The organism is Streptomyces yongxingensis (assembly GCF_055597465.1).
Genome location: NZ_CM145717.1, coordinates 1,489,076 through 1,515,436, shown reverse-complemented (window position 1 = coordinate 1,515,436; position 26,361 = coordinate 1,489,076). Strand labels below are relative to the sequence as shown.

The following is a 26,361-nucleotide window of genomic DNA, read 5'->3' as shown; positions in this document are numbered from 1 at the left end:
ACGGGCTTATTGCGTACGATGCGCAGGTGCCCAGCTACCGCATCAGAACCGCGACCCCCGACGACCTCGACGCCGCCCGTGGCGTGATGCTCGACACCGTCTACCGCGACTTCGGAACCGGCTATGTGCCGCGCTGGCACGCCGACATCATCGATCCCGCCGCCGCGTATCTGGACGATGTGCGCCACACCCTGCTGGTCGCGGTGGACGACGGCGACGGGGCGGTCGTGGCGACCGCCGCGCTCGATTCCCGGGGACCGGCCCATCCGCCCAACCCCCCGTGGCTGGCCGCGCGTTATCCGTCGGGCGAGACCGCCCAGCTCCGCCGGGTCTATGTGCGCCCCGAGCACCGGCGCCACGGGCTGGCCCGGCGGCTGGTGCGTGCGCTGCTGGACTTCGCCGAGGCGGACGGCGGCTATCGCGCGGTCTATCTGCACACCGATCCCGCGGTGCCGGGCGCCGAACCGTTCTGGCGGTCCCTGGCGAAGGTCGTCTGCGATGAGCGGGAGGCGCCCGGGGGCGGTCAGGGCATCGTCCACTTCGAGGTTCCCATGACCTCCGGGGCGTACTGAGCCTTATGGAAATGATTATCATCTAATATTCGTGTCCGGCCGTCCCCGCGCAGCTCTGGAGAACCACGCCCATGCACTCTGTCCGCCGCCGGTGGGCCGCCGCGCTGCTGCTCCTCCCGCTGCTCGCCGGGTGTTTCGCCGCCCGCGACGGTTCGCCGTACGACGCCGGGACCGAGGCGGGCGGCGGGCGCCTCCGCGTCGCGATGGCCTTCCCGCCCGCCGAGCGCTTCTCCCCGTACGGCGCCGACGCCACCCTGCTCAGCAGGCTGGGCGTCACCGAGGGGCTGACCCGGCTGGACGGCAACGGCGGCGCGGTGCCCGCCCTCGCCGAGTCCTGGACCCGGGAGAGCGGCCGGGGCTGGGTGTTCACCCTGCGCGAGGCGCGGTTCCAGGACGGCGCCGAGGTCACCCCGGCGGCGGTGGCGGGCGCCCTCGCCCATGCCACCCGCGCCGATCCGCCGCCCGCCGCGCTCACCGGGGTCGCGCTCACCGCGGCGGCGGTGGGGGAGCGGCGGGTCCGGGTCACCACCGCGACCGCCGACTCCGCCCTGCCGCTGCGGCTGTCCAGCCCGAGCCTGGCCATCCTCTCGCCCAAGGCGTACCGCACGAAGGCCGGTACGACGCGAGGGGAGACGGCGGACGGGGCGACGGCGGACGGGGCGACGGCGGTCGATCCGGCCGGCACCGCCACCGGCCCCTTCACTCTGGCCAGGACCACCGGCAGCACCCGCGCCACCCTCCACCGCTTCGACGACTACTGGGGCGGCCTGGCCCACGCCTCCGGCCTCGACGTCCGCTTCATCGCCGACGGCACGGCGCGCACCAACGCGCTGCGCAGCGGCGAGGTGGACATGGCCGAGGCGGTCCCGGTCTCCCAGGCGGCCACCCTCGACAAGGCCACCCTCCGCGAGGTGCCCACCGCCCGCACCACCGCCCTCTTCCTCAACACCCGCTCCGGCCCCTTCGCCGACCCCGGCGTCCGTGCCGCCGCCCGCGAGGCCGTCGACGCCTCCGCCCTCGCCGAGGACGTGTACGAGGGGCATGCCGACACCGGCCGTGGTCTGTTCGGCCCGGCCCTCACCTGGGCCGCGGGCGAGCGTCCCCGGCCGTCCGGCCGCCCCGCCGCCACCCGGGTCCGGAACACCGCGATCACCCTCGCCACGTACGACAACCGGCCCGAACTCCCCGAGGTCGCGCAGGTGCTGCAACAGCGGCTACGCGAGGCCGGGTTCGGCGTGAAGCTGGAGGTGCGGGAGTACTCCCGGCTCGAACGCGACGCCCTGGCCGGGAAGTTCGACGCCGTGGTGGCCGCCCGGAACACCATGCTCGACACCGGCGACCCGGTGTCCTATCTCGCCGACGACTTCACCTGCGACGGTGGCTACAACCTGGCGCGGGTGTGCGACAAGGCCGTGGACCGCGCGGTCGCGGAGGCGGGCTCCCGCGCCGACGACGCCGCGCGCCACCGCGCCGCCCTGGCCGCGCAGAGGGCCGTCCTGCGCACGGACGGCGTGGTCCCGCTGGTCCACCAGCGGATCCTCCACGGCGTCGGCGCCTCGGTGCGCGGTGTGATCCTCGACCCGTACGAGCGCACGCTCGTCGGCACCGGTACGCGGCGTTGAGCGGCGGCGCACGGATGTGGCCTTTCGGGCGGGGCGCGGAGCGGCTCACCGGGCCGGGTGCGGTGCGGTCCCCCGGACCGGGCGCGGGGCGGTCGGCCGAACCGGGCGCGGGGCGGACCGCCGGGTCGGGTGCGGGCCGGTCCGCCCGGCCGGGCGGGTCCCCCGAACCGGAGGCGGGCAGGACCGCCGGGCCGGGTGCGGGACGGTCCACCCGGTCGGGTGCGGGCCGGTCCACGGGACCGAGCACCGCACGGACCGCCGCGCTGGTCGCGCTGTGGCGCGTCGCGCTCGCGGGGGCGTTGCTGTGCGGGATCGGTCTGCTGCCCTGGCTGTCCCGTACCGACCCCGCCCGCACCGTCCTCAAGGCGCGCGCGGCCGACCGCGACCCCAGCCCCGAGCTCCTGGAGTCCCTGCGCTCCCAACTCGGCCTCGACGCCCGGCCGTTGAGGCTGCTCGGCCGGTGGCTCGCCGGACTGCCCCACGGGGACGCGGGCACGTCCTGGATCTCGGGGACGGCCGTGGCCCCCTCGGTGGCCGAGGCGCTCGGCGTCTCGCTGCTGCTGATGGGCGGGGCGCTGGTGGTCGCGGCGGCCACCGCGGGCGCGGTGTGCGGGCGCACGCTGTGGCTCGGGCCGCGGCGGCGGGCCGCCCGGCGCGGGGCCGGTGCGGGGAGCGGTGGCGCGCTGCTCGCCGCGCTGCCGGAGTTCCTGCTGGCGTCCGTGCTGGCCGCCGTGGTCGGGGTGCGGCTCGGCTGGCTGCCCGCGGTCGGCTGGTACGGACCGCGGTGGATGGTGCTGCCCTCGCTCGCCCTCGGCCTGCCCGCGGGCGCCCTGCTGGGCCGGGTCCTGGACGACGCGCTGCCCGGCGCGTTCGCCGAACCCTGGGCGCGGGCCGCCGCCGCGCGCGGGCTGCCCGCCCGGCGGATCGCCCGCCAGGCGCTGCGCCGCGCCGTGCCCGGAGTGCTGCCGAACATCGGGCTGTTCGTGGTCGGGCTCACCGGAGGCGCGGTCGCCGTCGAGCAGGTCTTCGACATCCCCGGGCTCGGCCGGCTCTCCCTGCAGGCGGCCGTCGCCCAGGACCTCCCGATGCTCCAGGCGTGCGCCCTCGTCCTGATCCTGCTCGCGGCCGTCGCCGGAGGTCTCGCCCGGTTCGCGGCCCGGCTGCTGCTCGGGCCCGCACTGCGCGACGGGGCACTGCCCTCGCTCGACCGGTCCACCGCCCCGCCCGCCCGCTCGATTCCGCTGCTGTACGGCGCGCTCCTGCTCACCGTCGTGGCGTTCGGTGCCCTCCGGGAGCCGCTGGCCGTGGACACCGCCGCCCGGCTCACCGGCCCGTCCTGGGCGCATCCGTTCGGCACCGACGCCCTGGGCCGCGATCTGCTGGCCCGGGTGGGACACGGCGCGCTGTCCACGCTCGCGCTCGCGGTGGCGGTGAGCGTCGCCGCGCTGGTGGCGGGGGTGCTGCTCGGGCTGGTGCCCCGGCTGTCCGGCGGACTCGCCGAGACGGTGAACGCGGTGCCGCCCGTGCTCGCCGGGCTGCTGGTCGCCGGGGCGGCGGGCCGCGGCCCGTACACCCCCGCGCTCGCCGTGGCCGCCGTCGCCTGGGCCCCGCTGGCCACGCACACCTCCGCCTTGCTGCGGCAGCAGCGCGCCGCCACGCATCTCGCCGCCACCCGCGCGCTGGGCGCCTCCCGCCGCCATCTGCTGCGCCGCCACATCCTGCCCGCGGTCCTGCCCCCGGTCGTCCGCCACGCGTTGCTGCGCCTGCCGTCCGTGGCGCTCGCCCTGGCCGCGCTGGGCTTCCTCGGCCTGGGCGCCCAGCCGCCGTCCCCGGAGTGGGGCCGGCTGCTGGCCGAGAACCACCCCTACGCCGAGCGTGCCCCGTGGGCCGTCCTCGCCCCCGCCGCCGCGCTCGCCCTCCTGGGCCTCCTGGCGGTGACGGCGTCCGGCGGGGTGCGGTGGCCCCGACGGCGCCTGCGCATTGACGACCGCCCGGGGCGCGTCGGAGACTGACGGTCCGCCGCAGTGAACCGAAGTTCATTCTGCGAACATGCCCTTGGGGCGAGGGACCGCGAAGGACATCCGATATGACCCTCCACCGCGATCTGTTGATCGATGGCAAGGACACCCCGGCCGTCTCGGGGCGCACCGCCGAGGACCTCAACCCCTACACCGGGGAGGTGTTCGCCACCGTCGCCGCGGCCGGGGCCGAGGACGTGGCGCGTGCGGTGGCCGCGGCCGACGCCGCCTTCCCGTCCTGGGCGGAGTCGGCCCCGTTCGAGCGCCGTACGATCTTCCTGACCGCGGCGGACCTGCTGGAGTCGCGCGCCGCGCGCGCCGCCGAGATCATGGCCCAGGAGACCGGGGGCACCGCCCCCTGGGCGCACTTCAACGTGAGCCTGGCCGCCAACATCCTCCGCGAGGCCGCCGCCGCGATCACCGCCCCGCGCGGTGAGGTGCTCAGCGCCCAGGAGGCGGGCGCGCTCGGCCTCGCCGTCAGCGAACCGGCCGGTGTCGTCGCGGCCTTCGCCCCCTGGAACGCGCCGGTCATCCTCGGTGTCCGCTCCGTCGCGGCGCCCCTGGCGGCGGGTAATACGGTCGTGCTGAAGCCCAGCGAGGACGCCCCGCTCGCCTGCGGGCTCTTCATCGCCGATGTGCTGCGCGACGCCGGGCTGCCCGACGGGGTGCTCAACGTGGTCACCAACGCCCGTGAGGACGCCGCCGAGGTGGCCGAGGCGCTCATCGCCGACCCGCGTGTGCGGATCGTCAACTTCACCGGGTCCACCGGCGTCGGCCGGACCATCGGCTCACTCGCCGCACGGCACCTCAAGCCGGCCGTGCTGGAGCTGGGTGGCAAGAACGCCATCATCGTCCTGGACGACGCCGATGTGGACCACGCGGTGAACGCCGCCACCTTCGGCGTGTTCATGAACTCCAGTCAGATCTGCATGTCGGGCGACCGGATACTCGTCCATGAAAGCCTCGCCGAGGAGTTCACCGCGAAGTTCACCGCCAAGGTGGCCGCCCTGCCGTGCGGCGACCCAGCCCAGCCGACCACCGTGGTCGGCCCGCTGATCGGGGCCGATTCGGCACGCCGGGTGGCGGCCCTGGTGAAGGACGCGATGGACAAGGGCGCCACGGTGCTGACGGGTGGTGGCGAACCGGACGGCGCGATCCACCCGGCGACGGTGCTGTCCGGGGTCACCCCGGACATGGAGATCCACCACGCCGAGGCGTTCGGGCCGGTCTGCGTGGTGGACACCTTCGCCGACGACGATCGGGCCGTGGCCCTGGCCAACGCCACCGACCACGGCCTGACCTGCGGCATCATCACCGAGAACGGGACCCATGGGCTCAAGGTCGCCCGCCGTATCCGGACCGGCATCGTGCACATCAACGACCAGTCGGTGGCGGACGAGCCCCAGGCCCCGTTCGGTGGCGTCAAGCACTCGGGGTACGGGCGGTTCGGCGGCCGCTGGGGCATCGAGGCGTTCAGCGACACCCGGTGGATCACCCTCGCCACCCAGCACGCCCACTACCCCTTCTGACGACCGTGCGCCCCTCAGCCGATCCCGGGAATGAGGGGCACGGCCCCGGGGCGGCGCGCCGCCAGCCGCAGCGCCCTGACCGTGGAGCGCACCACCTGCTCCTTGGTGCGCGCGGCCGACTCCCCGCGCAGCACCGTCTCGCGCGGGGAGTCGTCCGCCCGCACCAACTGGACCAGCCCGTCCCGGCGGCCCAGGCTCACGCACTGCGCCATGAAGCGGAAGCGCAACGGCTTCGGCTCCCGGCCCCGCGTCTCGGCGATGATCGAGGAAGCGGCGTGCGAACCGGACGGGAGCGCGGTGGCGCAGGCCATGCGCAGGGCACCGGCGACCGGGGTGGCCATGGCCGCCGCGTCGCCCACCGCGTAGACCTCCGGATGGGACACCGAGCGCAGTGTGGCGTCGACGCGGACCCGGCCGCCGGGGTCGAGGGTGATTCCGGCGGCCTCGGCCAGGGCGGTGTTCGCGGTCATGGCGGTGGCCCAGACCACCGCGTCGGCGTCGATGTCCTCGGGGCGCGCCACCCGGCGGCCCTCCTCGATCCGGACGCCGAGCCCGGTGAGCGTCGTACGGACATGGGCGCGGCCCTTCGCCGACAGCCCCGCGCCGACCTCCGCGCCCGTGACCAGCCGGACCTTCCAGGCGTCGTGGGACTCGGCGATCTCGGCCGCGAGCTCGATGCCGGTGAGTCCCCCGCCGACCACCGTCAGCTCACCCGGGCCGTCCAGCAGCCGCTTGTGCAGTTCGGCCGCGGTCTCGGGGGTGTAGGCGCGCTCACCGGGGTCGGCGGTGCGGCTGCCGAGCGCGTACACCAGCCGGTCGTACGGGAGCCGGCGGCCGTCGTCGGTGGTGATCCGCCGGGCGGCCGGGTCGATCCCGGTGGCGCGGGCGGCCACGTGGACGATCCCGGCCCGCCGGGTCAGCGCGTCCAGCGGATGCGTGATGTCGGGCCGTCCGACGGCCCGCTCGTGCAGCCGCACGCGCTCGGTGAAGGCGGGGCTCGGTTCGACCAGGGTGACGCGGGTGTGCGGGGCCAGCCGCAGGGCGGCCATCAGCCCCGCATAGCCCGCGCCGAGTACCAGGACCTGCTGCTTCTCCATGTGGGCGGCCTCCTTGCCGGTCGGTGTTCACGAGGAGGACGACACGGCGGCCCGAGATGTGACGGTGATGCCGGTCACAGGTTCGGCAGGTCGAGGTGGCGGAGCTTGTCGGGGTTGATGATCGCGTCGATCTCGGTGATCCGGCCCTGGTGCACGGAGAAGGCGAAGACCACGGCCTGCCCGCCCGCGCTGTCGACCAGGACCAGGCCCGGGGCGCCGTTGACGTCGCGCTGGTGCACCAGCATCGTGGCCGGGTCGAAGCCCCGGGCCAGCCGCTGGGCGAAGCGGGCCACTTTCTCGTCGCCCAGCACCGGGAGCCGGGCCGCCGCCACCTTGCCCCCGCCGTCCGAACGCCAGACGACCTCCGGATCCAGGATCTCCAGCAGCCCGTCCATGTCGCCGCCCATGACCGCCCGGAGGAACGCGTCCACGGCCCGCCGGTGCTCCTCGCGGTCCACCGAGCGCCGCGGCGCCTCCGCCCGGACCCGCTTGCGGGCGCGGGAGGCCAGCTGCCGTACGGACTCCGGGCTCCGGCCCACCACCTCGGCGATCTCCGGGAACGGCACCGAGAAGACATCGTGCAGGATGAAGGCGGTCCGCTCCGCCGGAGTCAGCCGCTCCAGCACGGTGAGCAGCGCAAGACCCACCGACTCGTCCAGCGTCACCCGGTCCTCCGGACCGCCGGCCGCCACCACCGGCTCGGGCAGCCAGGGGCCGACGTAACGCTCGCGCCGCACCCGCGCCGACCCCAGCAGGTCGTAACAGATGCGGCTGATGACGGTGGTCAGATACGCGCGGGGGTCGGCGACCTCGTCCGCGGGCAGCGCCTGCCAGCGCAGCCAGGTCTCCTGCACCGCGTCATCGGCGTCGGCGACCGAGCCGGTGATGCGATACGCGACGGCCCACAGCCGGTCGCGCTGCTGTTCGAAGGCGGTCAGCTCTGCCATGTCCCGATCCTCTCCTCGGCCTGAGAGGGAGGACGAGACAGCGGCCGGAAGTGTGACAGCCGCCTCCCGGGGCGCGGTCGTGCCCCGGGCCGGTGGGTTGGCGCGGGGGCCACGTCGGGCGTAAGCAGTAGATGTGCACACGCGGCAAGGTCCCCCGGATCTGCGCGGGCCGAGGTGGCGGACCCGCGTCCTGGTCGTGATCCCCCTGCTGGTCATCGGGCTGATCACGCTCGGCGATGTGCTGTCCCCGGCGAGTGTCCGGCTCAGCCCGCTGCTGATCGCCGCCCCCGCCATGACCGCCTCGTTCGCCGGTCCCCTGCTCACCGCGTGCGTCGGGCTCCTGGCCGTCGTCGCCCAGGTAGCGGCGAACGCCTCGGAGGGGTCCCTCGGCAATCCCGGCCGCCTGACCGAGGTGATCACCCTGGCCCTGGTCTCGGCGATGATCGTGCTGTTCCGCGCGGTCCTCGACCGGCACATGCGCGAGCTGAACCGGGTACGGGCGGTGGCCGATGTGGCGCAGCGGGTGCTGCTGCGCCCGCTCCCCGTCAGGGTCGGCCCGCTGCTGATCGCCTCGGTCTACCTCGCGGCCGAGCCGGGGGCGGAGATCGGCGGCGATCTGTACGCGGCGGCGCGCACCGCGAACGCCACCCGGCTGATCATCGGCGATGTCCGGGGCAGCGGGCTGACCGCCGTCGCGGACGCCTCCCTGGTGCTCGGCGCCTTCCGCGCGATCGCCCACTGGCCCGTACCGCTGACCGATCTGGCGTCCCACCTGGACACCGCGCTGTCCGCGGAGCGGACCGAACCCCGCGACAGGGCGCCCGGGGCGGGGGAGTCGTTCGTCACCGCGGCCGTGCTGGAGATACCCGACGACCAGCCGGTGGTCCGCCTCGTCAACTGCGGACATCCGCCGCCGCTCCTGCTGCGCGACTCCGGTGTCAAGGCGCTGGAGGGCCAGGCGCCCGCACTGCCGCTGGGCCTCGGCCACCTGGCGGCCGGCCGCTACCACACCGAGGACTTCCCGTTCGACGAGGGCGATCAGTTGCTGCTCTACACCGACGGGGTGATCGAGGCGCGGAACAGCGAGGGCGCTTTCTTCCCGCTCGCCGAGCGGCTCCCCGGAGCGGACGGCGGCGGCCCCCAGTACCTCGTCGACCGTCTGCACCGCGATCTGCTCAGCCACACCGGCGGCCACCAGGGCGATGACGCCGCCCTGGTCGTCCTCGAACGCCATGGGGCGGAGCGCTGACGCACCGATGGCTCCGGGCCGGTGCCCGCTCGCGGAACCGCCCAGGAACGGACATCGGTATCGATCGCTCGTAAACTGGTCATATGGGCAGCGGGAACGAGGGCCCGAACCAGGGCCCTGAGGACTTCGGGCCGGATCCACTCGGCGACTTCCTCGCACGCTTCCTCGGGACCGGACCGGCTGGGCAGCGGCCCGATTCACGCCATGTCGACTTCGGCCGGCTGATGAGCGAGAACGCGCGCCATCTCGTCTCGGCCGCCGCCTCCTACGCCGCCGAACACGGCAGCACCGACCTCGACACCGAACATCTGCTGCGGGCGGCGCTCTCCGCCGAGCCCACCCGCACCATGGTCTCGCGCGCCGGAGCCGACCCCGACCGGATCGCCGCGGAGATCGACCGGGAGGCGGGGGGCGGGCCGCCGCGCAACTCGGTCGCCGTCACCCCGGCCGTCAAACGGGCGTTGCTCGACGCCCATGAGATAGCCCGCTCGCGCGGCTCCTCGTACATCGGCCCGGAACACGTGCTGATCGCGCTCGCCGCCAACCGCGAGTCCACCGCCGGGCAGATCCTGGGCGCCGCCCGCTTCGAACCCCGGGCCCCCGGCCCGCCGACCGGCGGCCTCACCCCGAGCGCCCCCACGGCCGACCAGCGGCCCGTCGTGGACCAGCGGAAGACCCCGAACCTCGACCGGTTCGGCCGCGATCTGACCGAACTGGCCCGCGAGGGGCGGATCGACCCGGTGATCGGCCGCGACGAGGAGATCGAGCAGAGCATCGAGGTGCTCGCCCGGCGCGGCAAGAACAACCCCGTCCTCATCGGCGAGGCCGGAGTCGGCAAGACGGCCGTCGTCGAAGGGCTCGCCCAGCGGATCACCGACGCCGATGTGCCGGACATCCTGCTCGGCCGCCGGGTCGTCCAGCTCGACATCGCGAGCGTCGTGGCCGGCACCCGCTTCCGCGGCGACTTCGAGCAGCGCGTCACCAGCATCATCGACGAGATCCGCACCAACTCCGGCGAATTGATCATCTTCATCGACGAGCTGCACACGGTGGTCGGCGCCGGCGGCGGTGGCTCCGAGGGCGGCCAGATGGACGCCAGCAACCTCCTCAAGCCCGCGCTCTCCCGCGGCGAACTGCATGTGATCGGCGCGACCACGCTCCGGGAGTACCGCCAGTACATCGAGAAGGACGCCGCGCTCGCCCGCCGCTTCCAGCCCATCATGGTCCCGGAGCCCACCTCCGCGGACGCCGTCGCCATCCTGCACGGCCTCCGCGACCGCTACGAGGCCCATCACCAGGTCCGCTACACCGACGAGGCGCTGCTCGCCGCCGTCGAGCTCTCCGACCGCTATCTGACCGACCGTTTCCTGCCCGACAAGGCCATCGACCTCATGGACCAGGCGGGGGCCCGGGTACGGCTGCGCTCCAGCGGCCGCGGCACCGATCTGCGCGCCCTGGAGCGGGAGGTCGAGCAGCTCACCCGGGACAAGGACCAGGCCGTCGCCTCCGAGAGCTATGAACGCGCCACCTCCCTGCGGGACCGGATCGCCGAGCTGAGCAACCGGATCGCACAGGCATCCGAAACGCAGTACCACGGCGGGCGTGTCGCCGAGGTCACCGTCGAGGACATCGCCGAGATCGTCTCCCGGCAGACCGGGATCCCCGTCTCCAGCCTCACCCAGGAGGAGCGCGAACGGCTGCTGGGCCTGGAGGAGCACCTCCACCGCCGGGTCGTCGGGCAGGAGGAGGCCGTGTCCGCCGTGGCCGACGCGGTCCTGCGCGCCCGCGCCGGACTCGCCGACCCGGGCCGCCCCAGCGGCAGCTTCCTCTTCCTCGGCCCCACCGGCGTCGGCAAGACCGAACTCGCCCGCGCACTGGCCGAGGCGCTCTTCGGCAGCGAGGACCGCATGGTCCGCCTCGACATGAGCGAGTACCAGGAGAAGCACACCGTCAGCCGGCTCGTCGGCGCGCCACCCGGATACGTCGGGCACGAGGAGGCCGGACAGCTCACCGAGGCGGTGCGCCGCCAGCCCTACTCGCTGCTGCTCATGGACGAGGTGGAGAAGGCCCACCCCGATGTCTTCAACATCCTGCTCCAGGTGCTCGACGACGGCAGGCTGACGGACGCCCAGGGCCGCACCATCGACTTCAAGAACACCGTCATCGTGATGACCAGCAACCTCGGCTCGGAGGCCATCACCGGACGCGGTGGCCCCCTGGGCTTCGGCGGCGGTGGCGAGGATGCCGACAACGCGGCGCGCCGGGAGCGGGTGCTGCGCCCGCTGCGGGAGCACTTCCGGCCGGAGTTCCTCAACCGCATCGACGAGATCATCATCTTCCGCCGGCTCGCCGACGACCAGCTGCGGCAGATCGCCGATGTGCTCCTGGAGGAGACCCGGCGCCGGCTGCACGCCCAGGACGTCGGCGTGGAATTCACTCTGGCCGCCGTCGACTGGCTGGCCAAACACGGACACCAGCCGGAGTACGGCGCCCGGCCGCTGCGCCGCACCATCCAGCGCGAGGTCGACAATCCGCTCTCCCGGATGCTGCTCGGCGGCGAGCTGCCCGCGCACAGCCAGGTCCGGGTCGATGTGCACGACGACCGGCTGATCTTCCACACACAGGACGCCGCCGACCGGACGGGTCAGCCCGGCCCGCCGGGTCACACGGAGCAGTCGGGCGGGACGGAGCGACCGGGGCAGCCGGAGCGGTAGCGCCACCGGGAGCGAGCGGGTCAACGCCCCATGGACAGGCCGTCCTTCTTGCCGCCCCGGCTGAGCACCGCCTCCTGGATGGTGCTCAGGGCGCTGGTGTAACCCGGGTTGCCGGGGCTCTTCTCCAGGGCCCGCGGAAGGTTCACCAGGGTGATCGGGTCGTTGTCCACGGCGTGTGGGATGTACTCCGCCTTCTTCACCCGCCACGCCCTGCCCGGGGCGGAGGGCGGGGTGAAGGTGAAGCGCGCCGCCGAGCCCATCTGGCCGCGCTTGTCGGGCATGACCCCCGCGATCTGGTCGCCCATGCCGTAGACCACCCAGGTGCCGTTGACCTTCTCGTACGCCTGGGGGATATGCGCGTGGGTGCCGATGATCAGGTCGATGTCGCGGCGGCCGCCGTCCTTGGAGGCGGTGAGCTTCTTGGCGAGCGAGAGCTGGAGCTTGTCCGGCGCCTGCTGCCATTCGGTGCCCCAGTGCACGCTGACGACGACCACATCGGCCCCGGCGCGCCGCGCGGCCCGCGCGTCCTTGATGATCCGCGCCGGATTGATGAGGTTGACCAGCCACGATTTGCCCTTGGGCACCGGGATGCCGTTGGTGCCGTAGGCGTAGGCGAGATGGGCCACCTTGGCGCCCCCGGCCTCCATGATCGTGGGACGGACGCTCTCCGCGGCGGAACGGGCCGATCCGGCGTGCTTGAGCCCGGCCTTGTCCATGGCGTCGAGGGTGCGGACCACCCCCTCCGGACCGGCGTCGAGGGTGTGGTTGGAGGCGGTGGAGCAGGAGTCGTAGCCGATGTCCTTCACGGCCGAGGCGAGCTGCGGAGGCGTCTTGAAGGTCGGATAGCCGGTGAACGGCCCGTGGGCGGCCCCGTAAACGGTCTCCATGTGGCAGATGGCCAGGTCGGCCCGGGCGACGAGGGGCGCGGCCGCCCGGATCATGCGCCGGAAGTCATAGCTCTCACCGCCCGAGTCCGCCTTCGCCTGCCGGATGACTGAGGCGTGTACCAGCAGATCGCCGGTGGCCACGAGGGTGAAGTCCTTCGTGGACCCGCTCCTGGCCACCGCCGAGGTCTTCGATGGCTTCTCCTCGGCCTTCGGGGTGGCCGGTGTCCCGCTGCCGCACGCGGTGGCGGTGCCGAGCAGGGCGACGGCGAGAAGCGCCGTCCGATGGCGTGGGTGATGGGACACGGTGCACTCCGCACTGGTCCGGCCATACCGGACCCTTTTGTTCTGATTGTCGGATTGTCGTATTTATTGCACGACATCAGAGGGGCTTGCGGAGTGGTGGGGAGCTTCACCGGTTCGGCCGACCGGTTGCACCCGATGGGCCCGGTCAACCCCTGTCCGGGGCCCATCGATGGGACAATGCGCGCCCGCCGCGCGGCACCACGTCCGGGGCGGTCCCCGGGTGGCCGTTCATCGCGTAACTCCGTTGTGGACAAGGGCGGTCAGCGGTGCGCTGCGGGTGTTGAGCTGACACCATGGGGGTGTCGCTCGCGGCATCCGCGGTGGGACCTCGGGGGAGGACGTTCCATGCAGATCGGCCGGCCCAGCATCACCGCCCGCGGCGCGGCCGCCTTCCGCGCGGCCCACCAGGAGCTGGAGGGCGGCCGGGTGTTCCACGACCCGCTGGCGCTCCGCATCCTCGCCGCCGACGCGGACGACCCCGTCCTCGAGGCGGCCTTCCACCCCGAGCGCGAGGATGTACGGCTGTCCGTGGCCGCCCGTGCGCGGTTCGCCGAGGACGCCGTCGCGGCCGCCGTGGCACGCGGGGTACGGCAGGCGGTGGCGCTCGGGGCGGGGCTGGACACCTTCGGGTGCCGCAATCCGTACGAGGCGGAGGGCCTGCGGGTGTTCGAGGTGGACCACCCCGCCACCCAGGAGTGGAAGCGCGACCGGCTGGCCGCCGCGGAGATCCCCGTACCGCCGTCACTGACCTTCGCACCGGTGGACTTCGAGCGGCAGAGCCTGGCCGACGGGCTGACGGCGGCGGGCTTCGAACCGGCCCGCCCGGCGTTCTTCTTCTGGCTCGGAGTGGTGCCGTATCTGACGCACACCGCCGTGCTGGACACGCTCGGCTTCATCGCGGCCCTGCCGGACGGCTCGGGCGTGGTCTTCGACTACGGCGAGCCGCCGGACGCGCTGCCACCGGAGCAACGTGCCGTGCACGAGGCGCGCGCGGCGTGGGCCGCCGAGGCCGGTGAGCCCTTCCTCAGCTTCTTCACCCCGGAGGAACTCGCGGACGAACTGCGGCGGCTGGGCTTCTCCGCGAGGGAGGACATCCGCTACCGCGACCTCACGGCCCGGTACGAGAGCGGCCACCGCATGGCCGAGGGGAACGCGGACCTCGGCGCCCATGTGATCCACGCCTGGGCGCAGGGTTGAGCGCGTGGACGCGGGGCTGAGCCCCTGGACTCAGGACCGGGCCCCTGGACTCAGGACTGAGCCCGGACCGCCGGTGGCGGGCGGCCCGGACCTCGTCAACGCGCCTAATAGCTAGGGGAGTTGCGGAGACTTTCGGCGGCGGTTACCGGTACGGTGACCCGGCTGCCGCCCAGGTCCACCGTCACCTTCGCCCCGGTCGCGTCCTCGAAGTAGAGGAAGTCGGCGTCGGTGCCGCCGAGGACCAGCCCCAGCCGATGGCCCGGCTTGATCTCGTAGTCGCCCGGCAGGGTCTTCCAGGTGATCCGGTAGGACCGGCCGGGGGTGAGTGGCTCGGGGGTGGTGAGCGAGTGGCGGTTCTGGGCGTCCATCCAGCCCCGGGCGATCACCTCGGAGGATTTGCGCGCCGTCACATTGGCGGTCTGCTGGTAGCAGGCGTCGTCCTGGGCGGTGCTCTTCCCGTGGCAGGACTCCTCGTCCAGCCCCCGCAGGCCGTCGTGGATCCGGTTCTGGGGTTCGTCGCGGTTCCAGTCGATCCGTTCGTCCTCGCCGTAGTCCACGAGGAGCGCGGTGAGGTTCGACGTCGGTTTGTCGAGCGTGACCCGCAGATCGGCGGTGGGTGTGCCGGAGAGCCTTACCCCGGTGCGCAGCGGCGGGGTGAGGAACGCCAGCCGGCCCGGACGGTTCGCCGACGGGTCGGCGGCGAGATCCGCCTCGCTCAGCTTGGTGTCGGTGAAGGTCCCGGTGCCGCTCGCGGGGCTCAGCGCCAGCGAGCCGTCGGACCCGGGGTGCAGGGGGACCGAGGAGGTGCCCGCGGGCCAGTCGGCCTGGGTCGTCCAGGTGTCCGGGCCGGTCTGCAGATCCACGCGGGGCTCGTCCATGATTCCGTTCTGGACGTCGTACAGCCAGTGGTCGAACCACCGGTGCACGGTGTCGACCCACTGCGCGCGCCGACCGGGCCAGTCGAACGGATCGGTGTGGCCGTAGCGGCCCAGCCACAGCTTGCGTGGCACCCCGCGCTCGGCCAGCGCACCCCACCAGTTCGCGAGCTGGTTGATCCGGATGTTGTAGTCGTTGATGTCGTGCGCGGCGAGGACGCTCGCGCGCACTTTGTCCACCTCGGGCGCGGGCTGCGCGATGTAATCGCGCTCGTGCCAGTGGGCGTTGTAGTTGCCGGTGGCGTCGTCCTCACCGGCCTGGAGCCGCTCGCGCACCGCCTGGCACTTCTGGGGCGGGTCGGTGTCCAGGGCGGTCGTCAGATACGAGGCGAAACCGTTCCAGTGCTTGGCGCCGTTGGTGCGGGCGAACTCGTACCAGGAGCTGACTCCGGAGATCGGGACGATGGTCTCCAGACCCTCCACCCCGGTGCCCGCCACGGCGTTGGCCAGCATGCCCTCGTACGAGTGGCCGATCATGCCCACCTTGCCGGTGGACCAGGAGGCTTTCACCTCGCTTCCGTCGGCCGCGTACGCGGTGGCGCGGCCGCCCAGCCAGTCGATGGTGGCCTTGGCGGCCGCCACATCGGCGCCGCCGCCGACCGTCAGACAGCCGTCGGATCTGCCGGTGCCGGTCACGTCGACATCGACCACGGCGTAGCCGCGCGGCACGAAGTAATTGTCGTAGAACAGAGGGAACTTGGCCGGGTTGCCCTGGGCGTCGTAGACCTTGCGCTCCGACTCGAAGCCACGGCCCACGGTGTCGTTGTAGGGGCTGGACGACATGATGACCGGCACCTTGAGATCCTGCTGGGTCTCCTTGGGGCGGATGATGTCCACCGCGACCCGGTCCTTGTGGCCATCGCCGTCACTGTCGACGGGCGTCCGGACCATCAGGTGCTCGCGCACGGCGTCCGCGTAGGAGAACACCGGCTGGGTACGGCCGTCCACCACCTTGGCGGCGGGTCTGGCGGCCGTCCGGGCCGACGCGGGCCCGGCGGGCAGTGCGGCAAGGGCTGTCGACATCGTGAGCGCGGCGATCACGGCCCCGTACCATCGTGAAGTGCGCATACGGACCTCCTGGCCACGGCCCCCGCCCCGGGACCACCGGCCGGCGGTGGCCGGTCGGCGATCCCGGGGTTCCGGAGCCATGGAGGCTACTCGGCGATTTTCGTACGCATGGTCCAGCGAAAGATCGCTGTGGTGATGTCAGCGGAATCGTTGACGAGTTCGAAGTGCTCGTATCCATTGCGGTGCTGGATTTTGAGCTTCTTGCTGATGAGGGTCGACCGCCCGGTCCGGAATGCCCGGGGCAGATCGTCCGGTCCGCCTTCGAGGACGACCTCGATCGGACTGCCGTCGGACAGATAACTGACGTGTTCGCTCAATATCTCCACCTCCTTACGCGGTCCTCCTCAAGCGGGAACATGCAGTTCCAGTCGGTCATCCGAGGTGAGGATGGCCTGCTGCATGTCCTGCAGGGCCCGGCACGGCTCGAGCCCGAGTTCTTCATTGAGGGTCTTGCGCGCCGCTTGATACACATGCAAGGCGTCCGCCCGGCGGCCACAGCGGTAGAGCGCCAGCATCAACTGACGGTGCAGTGCCTCCCGTAAGGGATGCTCGGTGGTCAGCTGATACAGATCGCTCACCAGTTCACGATGTCGGCCGAGCATGAGCCGGGAATCCGTCAGCATCTCGATGCATTCCAACCGGGCTTCCTTCAGCCAGGTCTGAAAGCCTTCGAGGATCGGGCCATGGCATACGTCGTCCAGCAATGGATCGCGCCAGAGATCGAGCGCGCTTTCGAAAGTGGCGGTGGCCTGCTGGTAACGTCGCTCCCTGAGGTGATCCCGGCCCTCGCACACCAGCCGTTCGAAGCAGTGGAAGTCGAGGTGATCGGGGCCCAGCCGCAGGACATATCCCGGCGGGCGGGTGATAACGGGGCTTTCGCTCTGGCCGGGCCGGCGCAGGAACTTACGGATCTGGGAGACATACACATGAAGCCCGGCGATCGCCCGGCGCGGCGGGTCCTCCCCCCAGATCTCCGTGATGAGCTGGTCGATCGGCACCACTTGGTCGGCGCGGACGAGAAGGACGGTCAGCAGGACCTCGATCTTCCGCGCCCTGATAGTTAATTTCCTCTCCCCTTCTACTACGCGGAGAGGTCCCATGATCTCATATCGCACGATGTGCCCCATCCGAGTCGCCGACGAGTGCGGTCATGGGACAGTCGGCGTCTTTGCCGGAATTGCCCGCGGGGTTGTCTGGGTGTTCTCTCGATTTCGAGGGTGATCTGCTTCCGGAGGCGAACGCATGTACGGAACGGGGTCTGACGGCCCATGCGGAACGTCGGCCCGGGTCGTCCGGGTGGCGCGCGGGAATTGTCACGTCCCCGGAGTCCGGCGACCCTGAAGGGGATGGGAAGTGGGCGCTTGCCGAGCCGCTTGCGTGTGGAAAGGGGTCCGGCCGCGCCTCCCCGGGCGGGGACGGGCGGTGCCGCCGGGTCCACTGACGCACGCCGTTCGCGACTGCCATTACTCACCCCTCTTTTATCGCGGGCCTGCCGAGGAATCAGAGAGCGGACGAGATCGACGCCTTCGGCAGGTGCCCCACATCGTAAGCGAGTCCTATGACTACCCACCTCACCTAGAATCCGGATATACGCGCCCTCGAGGCGGCGTCCTCGACGGTACGGAGCGGGTATTCGCAATACGGTCCGGAAGATCGGAGTCCGGATATCCCGCACGTGAGGTGTTGCAGTCCGCGAAAGAGACTACGCGGATCACATCGGCCGGGACAAGCACGTCTTGCGAGATCATGGGCCCCTTGGCGGCGCTTTGATGAGGAGTGGAGAATTCCGTCTGCGTGGGACCCATGAAGGGTTCTCGAATAACCGTCAGGTTCGTCGCCGATTCAGGGCTTGTGGGCCACCACGATGGCGCAGCCGGCGCTGGGCACGGTGGGAAGCGCCGACTTGGCGGCGTCCAGCACCTCCTGCACGCTGACCCCGTGGCGCGCCTCGAACTCCCGGCGACAGCGCAGGATGCCGTCGATCATGCGGTTGGCGGTGTCCTTGGTGTTCTCGGTGACATCGGTCAGCTCATCGAGCACCAGTCCGGCGTCACCGACCAGGCCGGGCCAGTCCTCCAGCCGGGTCAGCGAGGTGACCACGGCGGGATCGTCGTCCGGCTGATAACTGCCGTCGCTCGGCGGGGTCACATCCGTGAGCACCACCCGGCCTCCCGGCCGCAGCACACGGGCCATCTCCCGCAGCGCCGTCGGACGGTCCATGTGATTGATCGATTCGAATGCGAGTACGGCGTCGAAAGACGCGTCGTCGAAAGGCATCGCCATGGCGTCGGCGTATTGGAATGCCACCCGGTCGGACAGCTCGGCCAGCCGGGCGGATTCGGTCGCCTGTTTGACCTGGAGCTCGCTGATCGTGACGCCCAGGACATTGGCGCCGGTGGCGGACGACAGCCGCATCGCCGGTTTCCCGATGCCACAGCCGACATCCAGTACCCGGTCTCCCGGCCCCACCCGCAGCCGTTCGATCAGCAGATCCGTGAAGCGATCGGTGGCCTCTTGGACCGAACGGGTATCGGCCGGGCCGTCCCAGTAGCCGAAGTGGAAGTTGTCGTCCCACGCCATCTGCAGAAGCGGGCCAAGCGAGCTGTAGTAGTCCGACACCGTGCCGCCTGGCGGCACGGCCGAGGGAGAGGTCATGGCACTCCTCCTGTGTGCTCGAAAGATCGGGTCGGCCCAGGGCACATAAAGGCTCACCCGCTCAAGCGATGGTCCGGGGTTCCGGTAACGCGTCTCTAAAGTCACCGGCCGTGGCCTATTTGGTCTTGCTTTAGAACCGCGCCCCACGATGGGCCACGTGCTCGCACCGATCATCAATCCGGAGCGGGAGTGCCGCCCATGACCACGAACACGCAGTCGTTCTCCGAGCGCCGTATGGGGTGCGATGGATAGCGCCGCGCCCACCCGCACACCTCAGCACGCGGAGCCCATCGCCGTGGTGGGAATGGCCTGCCGCCTGCCGCACGCACCCAGCCCGTCGGCCTTCTGGCGGCTGCTGCGGCAGGGCGGGAACGCCATCACCACCATGCCGGACGACCGCCGCCGGACCGGCTCCACCGCCGAGGGGCCCACCGCCGAGGGGCCCACCACCGATGGCCCTGCCACCGATGGCCCTGCCACCGACGGCCCCGCTACCGACGGCCCCGACCGGCCGGCGCCGACCTGGTACGGCGGCTTCCTGGACCGCGTCGACACCTTCGACGCCGCCTTCTTCGGCATCTCGCCCCGCGAGGCCACGGCCATGGACCCCCAGCAGCGGCTGATGCTCGAACTCGCCTGGGAGGCGTTCGAGGACGCGGGAATCCGCCCCGGAACGCTGAAGGACAGCCCGACCGGTGTGTTCGTCGGTGCCATCTGGGACGAGTACGCCGCCCTTGTGCGCCGGGACACCACTGCGGCCACCCGGCACGCCATGACCGGTGTCCACCGCAGCATCATCGCCAACCGGGTGTCCTACGGCTACGGTCTGCGCGGTCCCAGCCTGACCGTCGACACCGCACAGTCCTCCTCGCTGGTGGCCGTGCACACCGCCTGCGAGAGCCTGCGCCGCCAGGAGTGCGCCCTTGCCCTGGCCGGAGGCGTCAACCTCATCCTCACCGAGGACAGCATGGCGGCCGCCGCCGCCCAGTTCGGCGGGCTCTCCCCGGACGGGCGCTGCCACACCTTCGACGCCCGCGCCAACGGATTCGTGCGTGGCGAGGGCGGCGCGGCGGTCCTCCTCAAGCCACTCGCCGCGGCCGTACGCGACGGCGACCCGGTGTACTGCGTCATCCACGCGAGCGCCGTCAACAACGACGGCGCCACCGACGGGCTGACGGCCCCCAGCCCGGCGGCCCAGGAGGACGTGGTGCGCACCGCCCACCGGCGGGCCGGCGTCTCACCCGACGAGGTCCAGTACGTCGAGCTGCACGGCACCGGAACCCCCGTCGGCGACCCCGTCGAGGCCGCGGCGCTCGGCGCCGCGCTCGGCACCGTACGGACCGACGGCACACCGCTGCTCGTCGGCTCCGCCAAGACCAACGTGGGTCACCTCGAGGGCGCAGCGGGCATCGTCGGACTGCTCAAGACCGCCCTCGGCATCACCCACCGCCTGCTCCCGGCCAGCCTCCACTTCGACACGCCGAACCCGCGGATCCCGCTGGCCGAACTCGGACTGCGGGTCCAGGACCGGCTCACCGAGTGGCCGCGCCCGGACCGGCCGCTGCTCGCCGGGGTCAGCTCCTTCGGCATGGGCGGCACCAACTGCCATCTCGTCCTCGGCGAAGCATCCGCGTCGGCGCCCGTTCCCACCGACGACGGCTCCTTGCCCCCCGTGGTGGCCTGGCCGGTCTCCGCGAAGACCCCTTCGGCGCTGCGCGCCCAGGCCGGGCGGCTGCGGGACCATCTGGCCGACCACGACGGCCATTCCCCGGCCGACATCGGACACTCCCTGGCCACCACCCGGACCGCCTTCGACCACCGCGCCGTGGTCCTCGGGGCGGGCACCGACGAACTGCTGAGCGGGCTGGACGCGCTGGCCGACGGCATGGAGACCGCCGGAGTGGTGCGGGGCGGTGCCACGGACGGCGGTCTCGCCGTCCTCTTCAGCGGCCAGGGCAGCCAGCGAGCGGCCATGGGCCGTGAGCTGTACGCCGCCTATCCGGTCTTCGCGGCGGCGCTGGACGAGGTGTGCGACTGTCTCGACGGGCAGTTGGCAGAGCCATTGCGCGAGGTGATGTCCGCCCAGCCCCCGTCCCCGCGAGCGGCGTTGCTCGACCGCACCTCGTACACCCAGCCCGCGCTGTTCGCCATCGAGGTGGCCCTGTACCGGCTGGCCGAGTCCTGGGGGCTCACCCCCGGCCATCTGATGGGCCACTCGGTTGGCGAGATCGCCGCGGCCCATGTGGCCGGTGTGCTCACCCTGCCCGACGCCTGCACCCTGGTGGCCGCCCGCGGCCGGCTGATGCAGGCCATCACGGTGCAGGGCGCCATGGCCGCGCTGCAGGCCGACGCGGACGAGGCCGCGGGACTGCTCGCCGGCTGGGAGGACCGGCTGGACCTCGCCGCCGTCAACGGCCCCTCGTCCGTGGTGATTTCGGGCGACCACGACGCCGTCCACGCGGCCGCCGCCGCGTGGCGCGAGCGCGGCCGCAAGGCCCGGCTGCTGAAGGTCAGCCACGCCTTCCACTCGCCGCACATGGACACCATGCTCGACGAACTGCGCGCCGTCGCCTCCGGACTGACCTTCTCCGCACCGGCCATTCCCCTCGTCTCCAATGTGACAGGACGGCTCGCCACCGCCTCGGAACTCGCCGCACCGGACTACTGGGCCCGGCACGCCCGCCACGCGGTGCGCTTCATGGACGGTGTGCACACCCTTCTGGACGCCGGTGTCACCACCTTCCTCGAACTCGGGCCGGACGCCCCGCTCACCGCCATGACCCGCGAATGCCTCACCGCACGGCCCGGACCGGCCCCCGGGCGGCCACGCCCGGCCGCCGTGGCGGCACTGCGCCGTGACCGATCCGAGGCGCGCACCTTCGCCGCCGCCATGGCCCAGGCGTATGTCCGCGGCGCCGAGGTGGCCTGGGACCGGGTCTGCGGCGGACACCCCCGGCGGCGGGTCCCCCTGCCGACGTACGCCTTCCAGCGGGACCGCTACTGGCCCGGCACCACACCCGAACCCACCGCACGCGGCGCTCACACCACCGGGACGGACACCGCCCCGGACCAGGCAGCGCCCGTAGGAGAGACGGCCGGGCCCGGCGACACCGGGCCGGTCCGGGACCCGCTGGAGGTCGTGCGGACCCAAGTGGCCCTCGTCCTCGGACACTCCGAGCCGGACGCCGTCGATCCCGGACTCACCTTCAAGGAGCTGGGCTTCGACTCGCTCGCGGCGACCGAACTGAGCGAGCGGCTCGCCGCCGCCACCGGGCTGCCCCTGACCGCCACGCTCACCTTCGACCACCCCACCCCCCTGGCCGTCGCCGACCACCTGCGGGCCCACACCGCATCTGCCGCCACCCCGCCCGCGCCAACGGTCCCCGCACCGCGCGACGCCGACGAGCCGATCGCGGTGGTGGCCATGGGCTGCCGCTTCCCGGGCGGTGTCGACTCGCCCGAGGCACTGTGGCGGCTGGTGGCCGAGGGCGTCGACGCGATCGGGGAGTTCCCCCGGGACCGCGGCTGGGACCTGGCCGGCCTCTTCGACCCCGACCAGGACCGCCCCGGCACCAGCTACGCCCACGAAGGCGGCTTCCTCTACGACGCACCGGAATTCGACGCGGAGTTCTTCGGGATCAGCCCCCGGGAGGCGCTCGCCACCGATCCACAGCAGCGGCTGCTGCTGGAAACCGCGTGGCAGACCTTCGAACGGGCGGGCATCCCCTCCACCGCCCTCCAGTCCAGCCCCACCGGGGTGTTCGTCGGAGTGATGCCCCAGGACTACGGTCCCCGGCTGCACGAGGCGCCCAAGGGGCTCGACGGCCATCTGCTGACCGGCGGCACCCCGAGCGTGGTGTCCGGCCGGGTGGCGTTCACCTTCGGTCTGGAGGGGCCCGCGGTGTCGGTGGACACGGCGTGTTCGTCGTCGCTCGTGGCCATCCATCTCGCGGTGCGGGCACTGCGGCAGGGCGAGTGCGCGCTCGCCCTGGCCGGAGGGGTGACGGTGATGGCCGCACCCGGCATGTTCACCGGCTTCTCGCGCCAGCGCGGCCTGGCCCCCGACGGGCGGTGCAAGCCCTTCGCGGCCGCCGCCGACGGCACCGGATGGGGCGAGGGCGTCGGCCTGCTGCTCCTGGAGCGGCTGTCGGACGCCCGGCGCAACGGCCATCGGGTGCTGGCGGTGATCCGGGGCTCGGCCGTCAACCAGGACGGCGCCTCCAACGGCCTGACCGCGCCCAACGGCCCCTCCCAGCAGCGGGTGATCCGCCAGGCCCTCGCCGACGCCCGGCTGTCCCCGTCCGAGGTGGACGCCGTCGAGGCGCATGGCACCGGAACCACCCTCGGCGACCCGATCGAGGCCCAGGCCCTGCTCGCCACCTACGGGCGGGAGCGGCCGGAAGAGCGGCCCCTGTGGCTGGGCTCGCTGAAGTCCAACATCGGCCACACCCAGGCCGCGGCCGGTGTGGCGGGCGTCATCAAGATGGTGATGGCCATGCGGCACGGACTGCTGCCCGCCACCTTGCACATCGACGCGCCCAGCCCCCACGTCAACTGGGACGGCGGCGCGGTGCGGCTGCTGACCGAGCCGGTGGAGTGGCCGCGCGAGGAACGCCCTCGCCGCGCGGGCGTGTCCTCCTTCGGCATCAGCGGCACCAACGCGCATCTGATCGTGGAACAGTCCCCCGAACCGGAACCCGCCCCCAGCGGCGCGCGGCCGGACGAGGACGACCGGCCGGTGCCCTGGGTGCTGTCCGCCCGCAGCGCCGAAGCTCTCCGGGGACAGGCCCGGGAGCTGGCCGCCCACGCGGGCGCCGACGACACGCCGTCGCCCTGGGACGTGGGCTGGTCACTGATCACCACCCGGACGGCGTTCGAGCACCGCGCGGTGGTGGTCGGCGCGGACCGTGACGAACTCACCGCCGCCCTCGCCGCGTTGGCGGCCGACGAATCCCACCCGGGCGTGGTGGGTCCGGGTGCCACCCGCTCCGGCGCGGCAGTTGACGCGGGCCCGGTGCTGGTCTTCCCCGGCCAGGGTTCACAGTGGGCCGGGATGGGCGCCGGACTGCTGGACGCCTCACCGGTGTTCGCCACCCGGGTGGCGGAGTGCGAACGAGCACTCGCGCCCCACGTCGACTGGTCGCTCACGGACGTCCTGCGGGGAGCCGAAGGCGCCGCCGATCTGAGCCGGGTGGATGTGGTGCAGCCGGTGCTCTGGGCGGCGATGGTGTCCCTGGCGGCCGTATGGGCCGAGTACGGTGTGCGCCCCGCCGCCGTGGTGGGCCACAGCCAGGGCGAGATCGCGGCGGCCGTGGTGGCGGGAGCGCTGTCCCTGGAGGACGGCGCGAAGGTCGTGGCACTGCGCAGCCGGGCCCTGCGGCGACTCGCCGGGGGCGGGGCCATGGCCTCGCTGGCACTGGGCCATGAGCAGACCGAGGAACTGCTGACCGGGCTCGGCGACCGGGCCGCCGCGGTCGTGGTGGCGGTGGTGAACGGGCCCGAGTCCACCGTCGTCTCCGGGCCGCCGGAGCAGGTGGCCGCGGCCGTTGCCGCCTGCCAGGAGGCGGGCGAGCGGGCGCGGCTGATCGAGGTGGACTACGCCTCGCACAGTCCTCAGGTCGATGAGATCGCCGAGGAACTCACCGAGCTGCTGAGGGGAGTTGAGCCGGTCGAGGCGCCCGGATCCTCCGGGGTGGCGTTCTACTCCACCGTGACCGGCGGCCGGACCGATGTATCCATCCTGGACACGGACTACTGGGTGCGGAATCTGCGGGAGCGGGTGCGGTTCGCCGATGCCGTCGAGGCGCTGCTGGCGACTGGGCACCGGGTGTTCATCGAGGCCAGCACCCATCCCGTCCTCACCATGGCGATGCGGGAGAGCTTCGAGCACGCCGGGAGCGGCGCCGCCGCGGTGCCCACCCTGCGGCGGGATCACGGCGACCTGGCCCAGCTGACGAAGTCGGTCGCGCGGGCGTTCACCGCCGGGGCCGAGGTGGACTGGTCGGCCGCCTTCCCGGCCGACCCCACGCCTCGTACGGTCGATCTGCCCACGTACGCCTTCCAGCGTCGGCGCTACTGGCTGGACGCCCCCGGCGGGCGCGGTGGGGATCCCGGCGCCCTCGGCCTGGTCGCCGCGGACCACCCGCTGCTGGGCGCCGCGGTGCGGCTCGCCGACGGCAGCGGGCATGTGCTGACCGGACGTCTCTCCCCGCAGACGCACGGCTGGCTCGCCGACCATGTGGTGGCGGACGTGGCCCTGGTGCCCGGAGCCGTGCTGGTGGAGTGGGCGCTGCGGGCGGCCGACGAGGCCGGCTGCGGTGCGGTGGAGGAGCTGGCGCTGCGGCTGCCGCTGGTGCTGCCCGCGACCGGCGGCCGGTGTGTGCAGGTGGTGGTGGGCCCGTCCGCCGACGACGGACGCCGCGACATCGCGATCTACTCCCTGCCCGACGACCTGCGCGTGGGTGGCGACACCGACTGGATGTGCCATGCCGTGGGCGTCCTCGGCCCCGCCGTACCGGAGGACCGGTCGGGGGACTTGCCGGGGACCTGGCCTCCGTCCGGAGCGCGGCCGGTGGACACCGGCGGGTTCTACGAACGGATCGCCGCATCCGGGTACGCCTACGGCGCCGCGTTCCAGGGGCTGCGCGCGGTGTGGCGGGACGGCGCGGACCTGCTGGCCGATGTGGAGCTGCCCAAGACCGCGGGAGAGCCCGGTGGGTTCGGTATTCACCCCGCCCTGCTGGACGCGGTGCTGCATCCGACGTTGCTGATGGACGGGATGGACCGGATGGACCGGACCCGGGGGGAGGAGGACAGGGGCCGGATGTGGTTGCCGTTCACCGTCAGCGGTGTGGCACTGTGGGCGGCCGAGGCCACCGCCGTACGCGTCCGACTCACCCCCCATCCGCAGACCGCCGAGGCCGAGGCCGACGGCGAGCGTGAACTTCGGGTCGTGGTCGCGGATGCGGTGGGTGCCCCGGTGCTGACGATCGACGCGCTGGTGCTGCGCCCCGCCGACGCCGATCAGCTGCGCTCCCTGAACACCGGCCGGGTGGTGGCCACTGACAGCCTCGGTGGCGGAAGCGTACGGCGGCGCGCCGCCGCTGCCGCCACCGGAGCGTCATCCGTCGACTGGGCCGCCCGGCTGGCGCGGCTGTCGGCCGTGGAACGGTATCGCGCCCTCCTCGACCTGGTGCGCGACCACGCCGCCACCGTGCTGGGGCACACCGATGCCGAGGCGGTGCACGCCGACGCCAGCTTCAAGGAGCTGGGCTTCGAGTCCCTGACCGCCGTCGAACTGCGCGATCGCCTCGCGGCCGCCACGGGTCTGCGGCTGCCCGCGGCCCTGATCTTCCGATATCCGACCCCGGAAGGCATCGCCCACCACCTTGTGCGCCGGCTGACCTCCGACGGCACCGACGCCACCCCCACCGTGGTCGTCCCTCCGAGCACGCACTTGCCACGGCAGCCGACGGATGAAATGAGCGCGGCCCAAAGGCTGGAGTCCGCCTCCGCGGATCAGGTCCTTGAGTTTATTGACAACGAGCTTGGTGTGTCCTGAATGTGCC

Annotated in this window: 15 protein-coding genes; 8 read left to right on the top strand and 7 right to left on the bottom strand. The window is 72.7% G+C overall.

Features of this window, described 5'->3' with window-relative positions; all coding sequences use genetic code 11:
* Window positions 1–26 precede the first annotated feature (26 nt).
* From ACZ6TD_RS06020 to ACZ6TD_RS06005, 4 genes are all read left to right on the top strand, one after another.
* Entirely contained in the window at window positions 27–572 is a 546-nt protein-coding gene (locus tag ACZ6TD_RS06020) for a GNAT family N-acetyltransferase (RefSeq protein ID WP_471351390.1), read from the top strand.
* A gap of 71 nt (window positions 573–643) precedes the next feature.
* A complete protein-coding gene (locus tag ACZ6TD_RS06015; RefSeq protein WP_471351389.1) occupies window positions 644–2,194 on the top strand; it encodes an ABC transporter substrate-binding protein in 1,551 nt (516 codons plus the stop codon).
* 14 nt (window positions 2,195–2,208) lie between these two features.
* Window positions 2,209–4,206, top strand: coding sequence for an ABC transporter permease subunit (locus ACZ6TD_RS06010; protein ID WP_471351388.1), 1,998 nt, complete (start codon window positions 2,209–2,211; stop codon window positions 4,204–4,206).
* Window positions 4,207–4,280: 74 nt separating this feature from the next.
* Window positions 4,281–5,741, top strand: coding sequence for an aldehyde dehydrogenase family protein (locus ACZ6TD_RS06005; RefSeq protein ID WP_471351387.1), 1,461 nt, complete (start codon window positions 4,281–4,283; stop codon window positions 5,739–5,741).
* A 14-nt stretch (window positions 5,742–5,755) separates the two neighbouring features.
* Here ACZ6TD_RS06005 and ACZ6TD_RS06000 read toward each other — a convergent pair whose 3' ends face one another.
* A complete protein-coding gene (locus ACZ6TD_RS06000) occupies window positions 5,756–6,838 on the bottom strand; it encodes an NAD(P)/FAD-dependent oxidoreductase (protein ID WP_471351386.1) in 1,083 nt (360 codons plus the stop codon).
* A gap of 74 nt (window positions 6,839–6,912) precedes the next feature.
* Window positions 6,913–7,785, bottom strand: coding sequence for an RNA polymerase sigma factor SigJ (gene sigJ / locus ACZ6TD_RS05995; protein ID WP_471351385.1), 873 nt, complete (start codon window positions 7,783–7,785; stop codon window positions 6,913–6,915).
* Between the two features lie 133 nt (window positions 7,786–7,918).
* Between sigJ and ACZ6TD_RS05990 the strand changes: the two genes are divergently transcribed.
* Both ACZ6TD_RS05990 and ACZ6TD_RS05985 read left to right on the top strand, forming a co-directional pair.
* Window positions 7,919–9,034 (top strand): PP2C family protein-serine/threonine phosphatase, encoded by a 1,116-nt coding sequence (locus tag ACZ6TD_RS05990; RefSeq protein ID WP_471351384.1) that lies wholly within the window; start codon window positions 7,919–7,921, stop codon window positions 9,032–9,034.
* Between the two features lie 83 nt (window positions 9,035–9,117).
* Window positions 9,118–11,748 (top strand): ATP-dependent Clp protease ATP-binding subunit, encoded by a 2,631-nt coding sequence (locus ACZ6TD_RS05985; protein ID WP_471351382.1) that lies wholly within the window; start codon window positions 9,118–9,120, stop codon window positions 11,746–11,748.
* Window positions 11,749–11,768: 20 nt separating this feature from the next.
* On the opposite strand, the gene ACZ6TD_RS05980 is transcribed toward ACZ6TD_RS05985, so the two are convergent.
* Window positions 11,769–12,938, bottom strand: a complete 1,170-nt coding sequence (locus ACZ6TD_RS05980; protein WP_471351381.1) for a CapA family protein — start codon at window positions 12,936–12,938, stop codon at window positions 11,769–11,771.
* 345 nt (window positions 12,939–13,283) lie between these two features.
* Between ACZ6TD_RS05980 and ACZ6TD_RS05975 the strand changes: the two genes are divergently transcribed.
* On the top strand, window positions 13,284–14,135 hold the full coding sequence (locus ACZ6TD_RS05975; RefSeq protein ID WP_471351379.1) for a class I SAM-dependent methyltransferase: 852 nt from the start codon (window positions 13,284–13,286) through the stop codon (window positions 14,133–14,135).
* Between the two features lie 104 nt (window positions 14,136–14,239).
* Here the strand turns inward: ACZ6TD_RS05975 and ACZ6TD_RS05970 are convergent, their stop codons facing one another.
* The 4 genes from ACZ6TD_RS05970 to ACZ6TD_RS05955 all read right to left on the bottom strand — a co-directional run bounded on the left by ACZ6TD_RS05970 (window position 14,240) and on the right by ACZ6TD_RS05955 (window position 18,793).
* A complete protein-coding gene (locus tag ACZ6TD_RS05970; protein WP_471351378.1) occupies window positions 14,240–16,111 on the bottom strand; it encodes a Xaa-Pro dipeptidyl-peptidase in 1,872 nt (623 codons plus the stop codon).
* A 113-nt stretch (window positions 16,112–16,224) separates the two neighbouring features.
* Window positions 16,225–16,464 (bottom strand): DUF5988 family protein, encoded by a 240-nt coding sequence (locus ACZ6TD_RS05965; protein WP_471351376.1) that lies wholly within the window; start codon window positions 16,462–16,464, stop codon window positions 16,225–16,227.
* 18 nt (window positions 16,465–16,482) lie between these two features.
* Window positions 16,483–17,253: an AfsR/SARP family transcriptional regulator gene (locus ACZ6TD_RS05960; protein ID WP_470006853.1), complete on the bottom strand. Its 771-nt coding sequence runs from the start codon at window positions 17,251–17,253 to the stop codon at window positions 16,483–16,485.
* A 727-nt stretch (window positions 17,254–17,980) separates the two neighbouring features.
* The gene (locus ACZ6TD_RS05955; RefSeq protein WP_471351374.1) at window positions 17,981–18,793 is read right to left on the bottom strand and encodes an SAM-dependent methyltransferase; all 813 of its coding nucleotides are present in this window, start codon (window positions 18,791–18,793) and stop codon (window positions 17,981–17,983) included.
* A 244-nt stretch (window positions 18,794–19,037) separates the two neighbouring features.
* Between ACZ6TD_RS05955 and ACZ6TD_RS05950 the strand changes: the two genes are divergently transcribed.
* A complete protein-coding gene (locus ACZ6TD_RS05950; protein WP_471351372.1) occupies window positions 19,038–26,354 on the top strand; it encodes a type I polyketide synthase in 7,317 nt (2,438 codons plus the stop codon).
* Window positions 26,355–26,361: the final 7 nt, after the last annotated feature.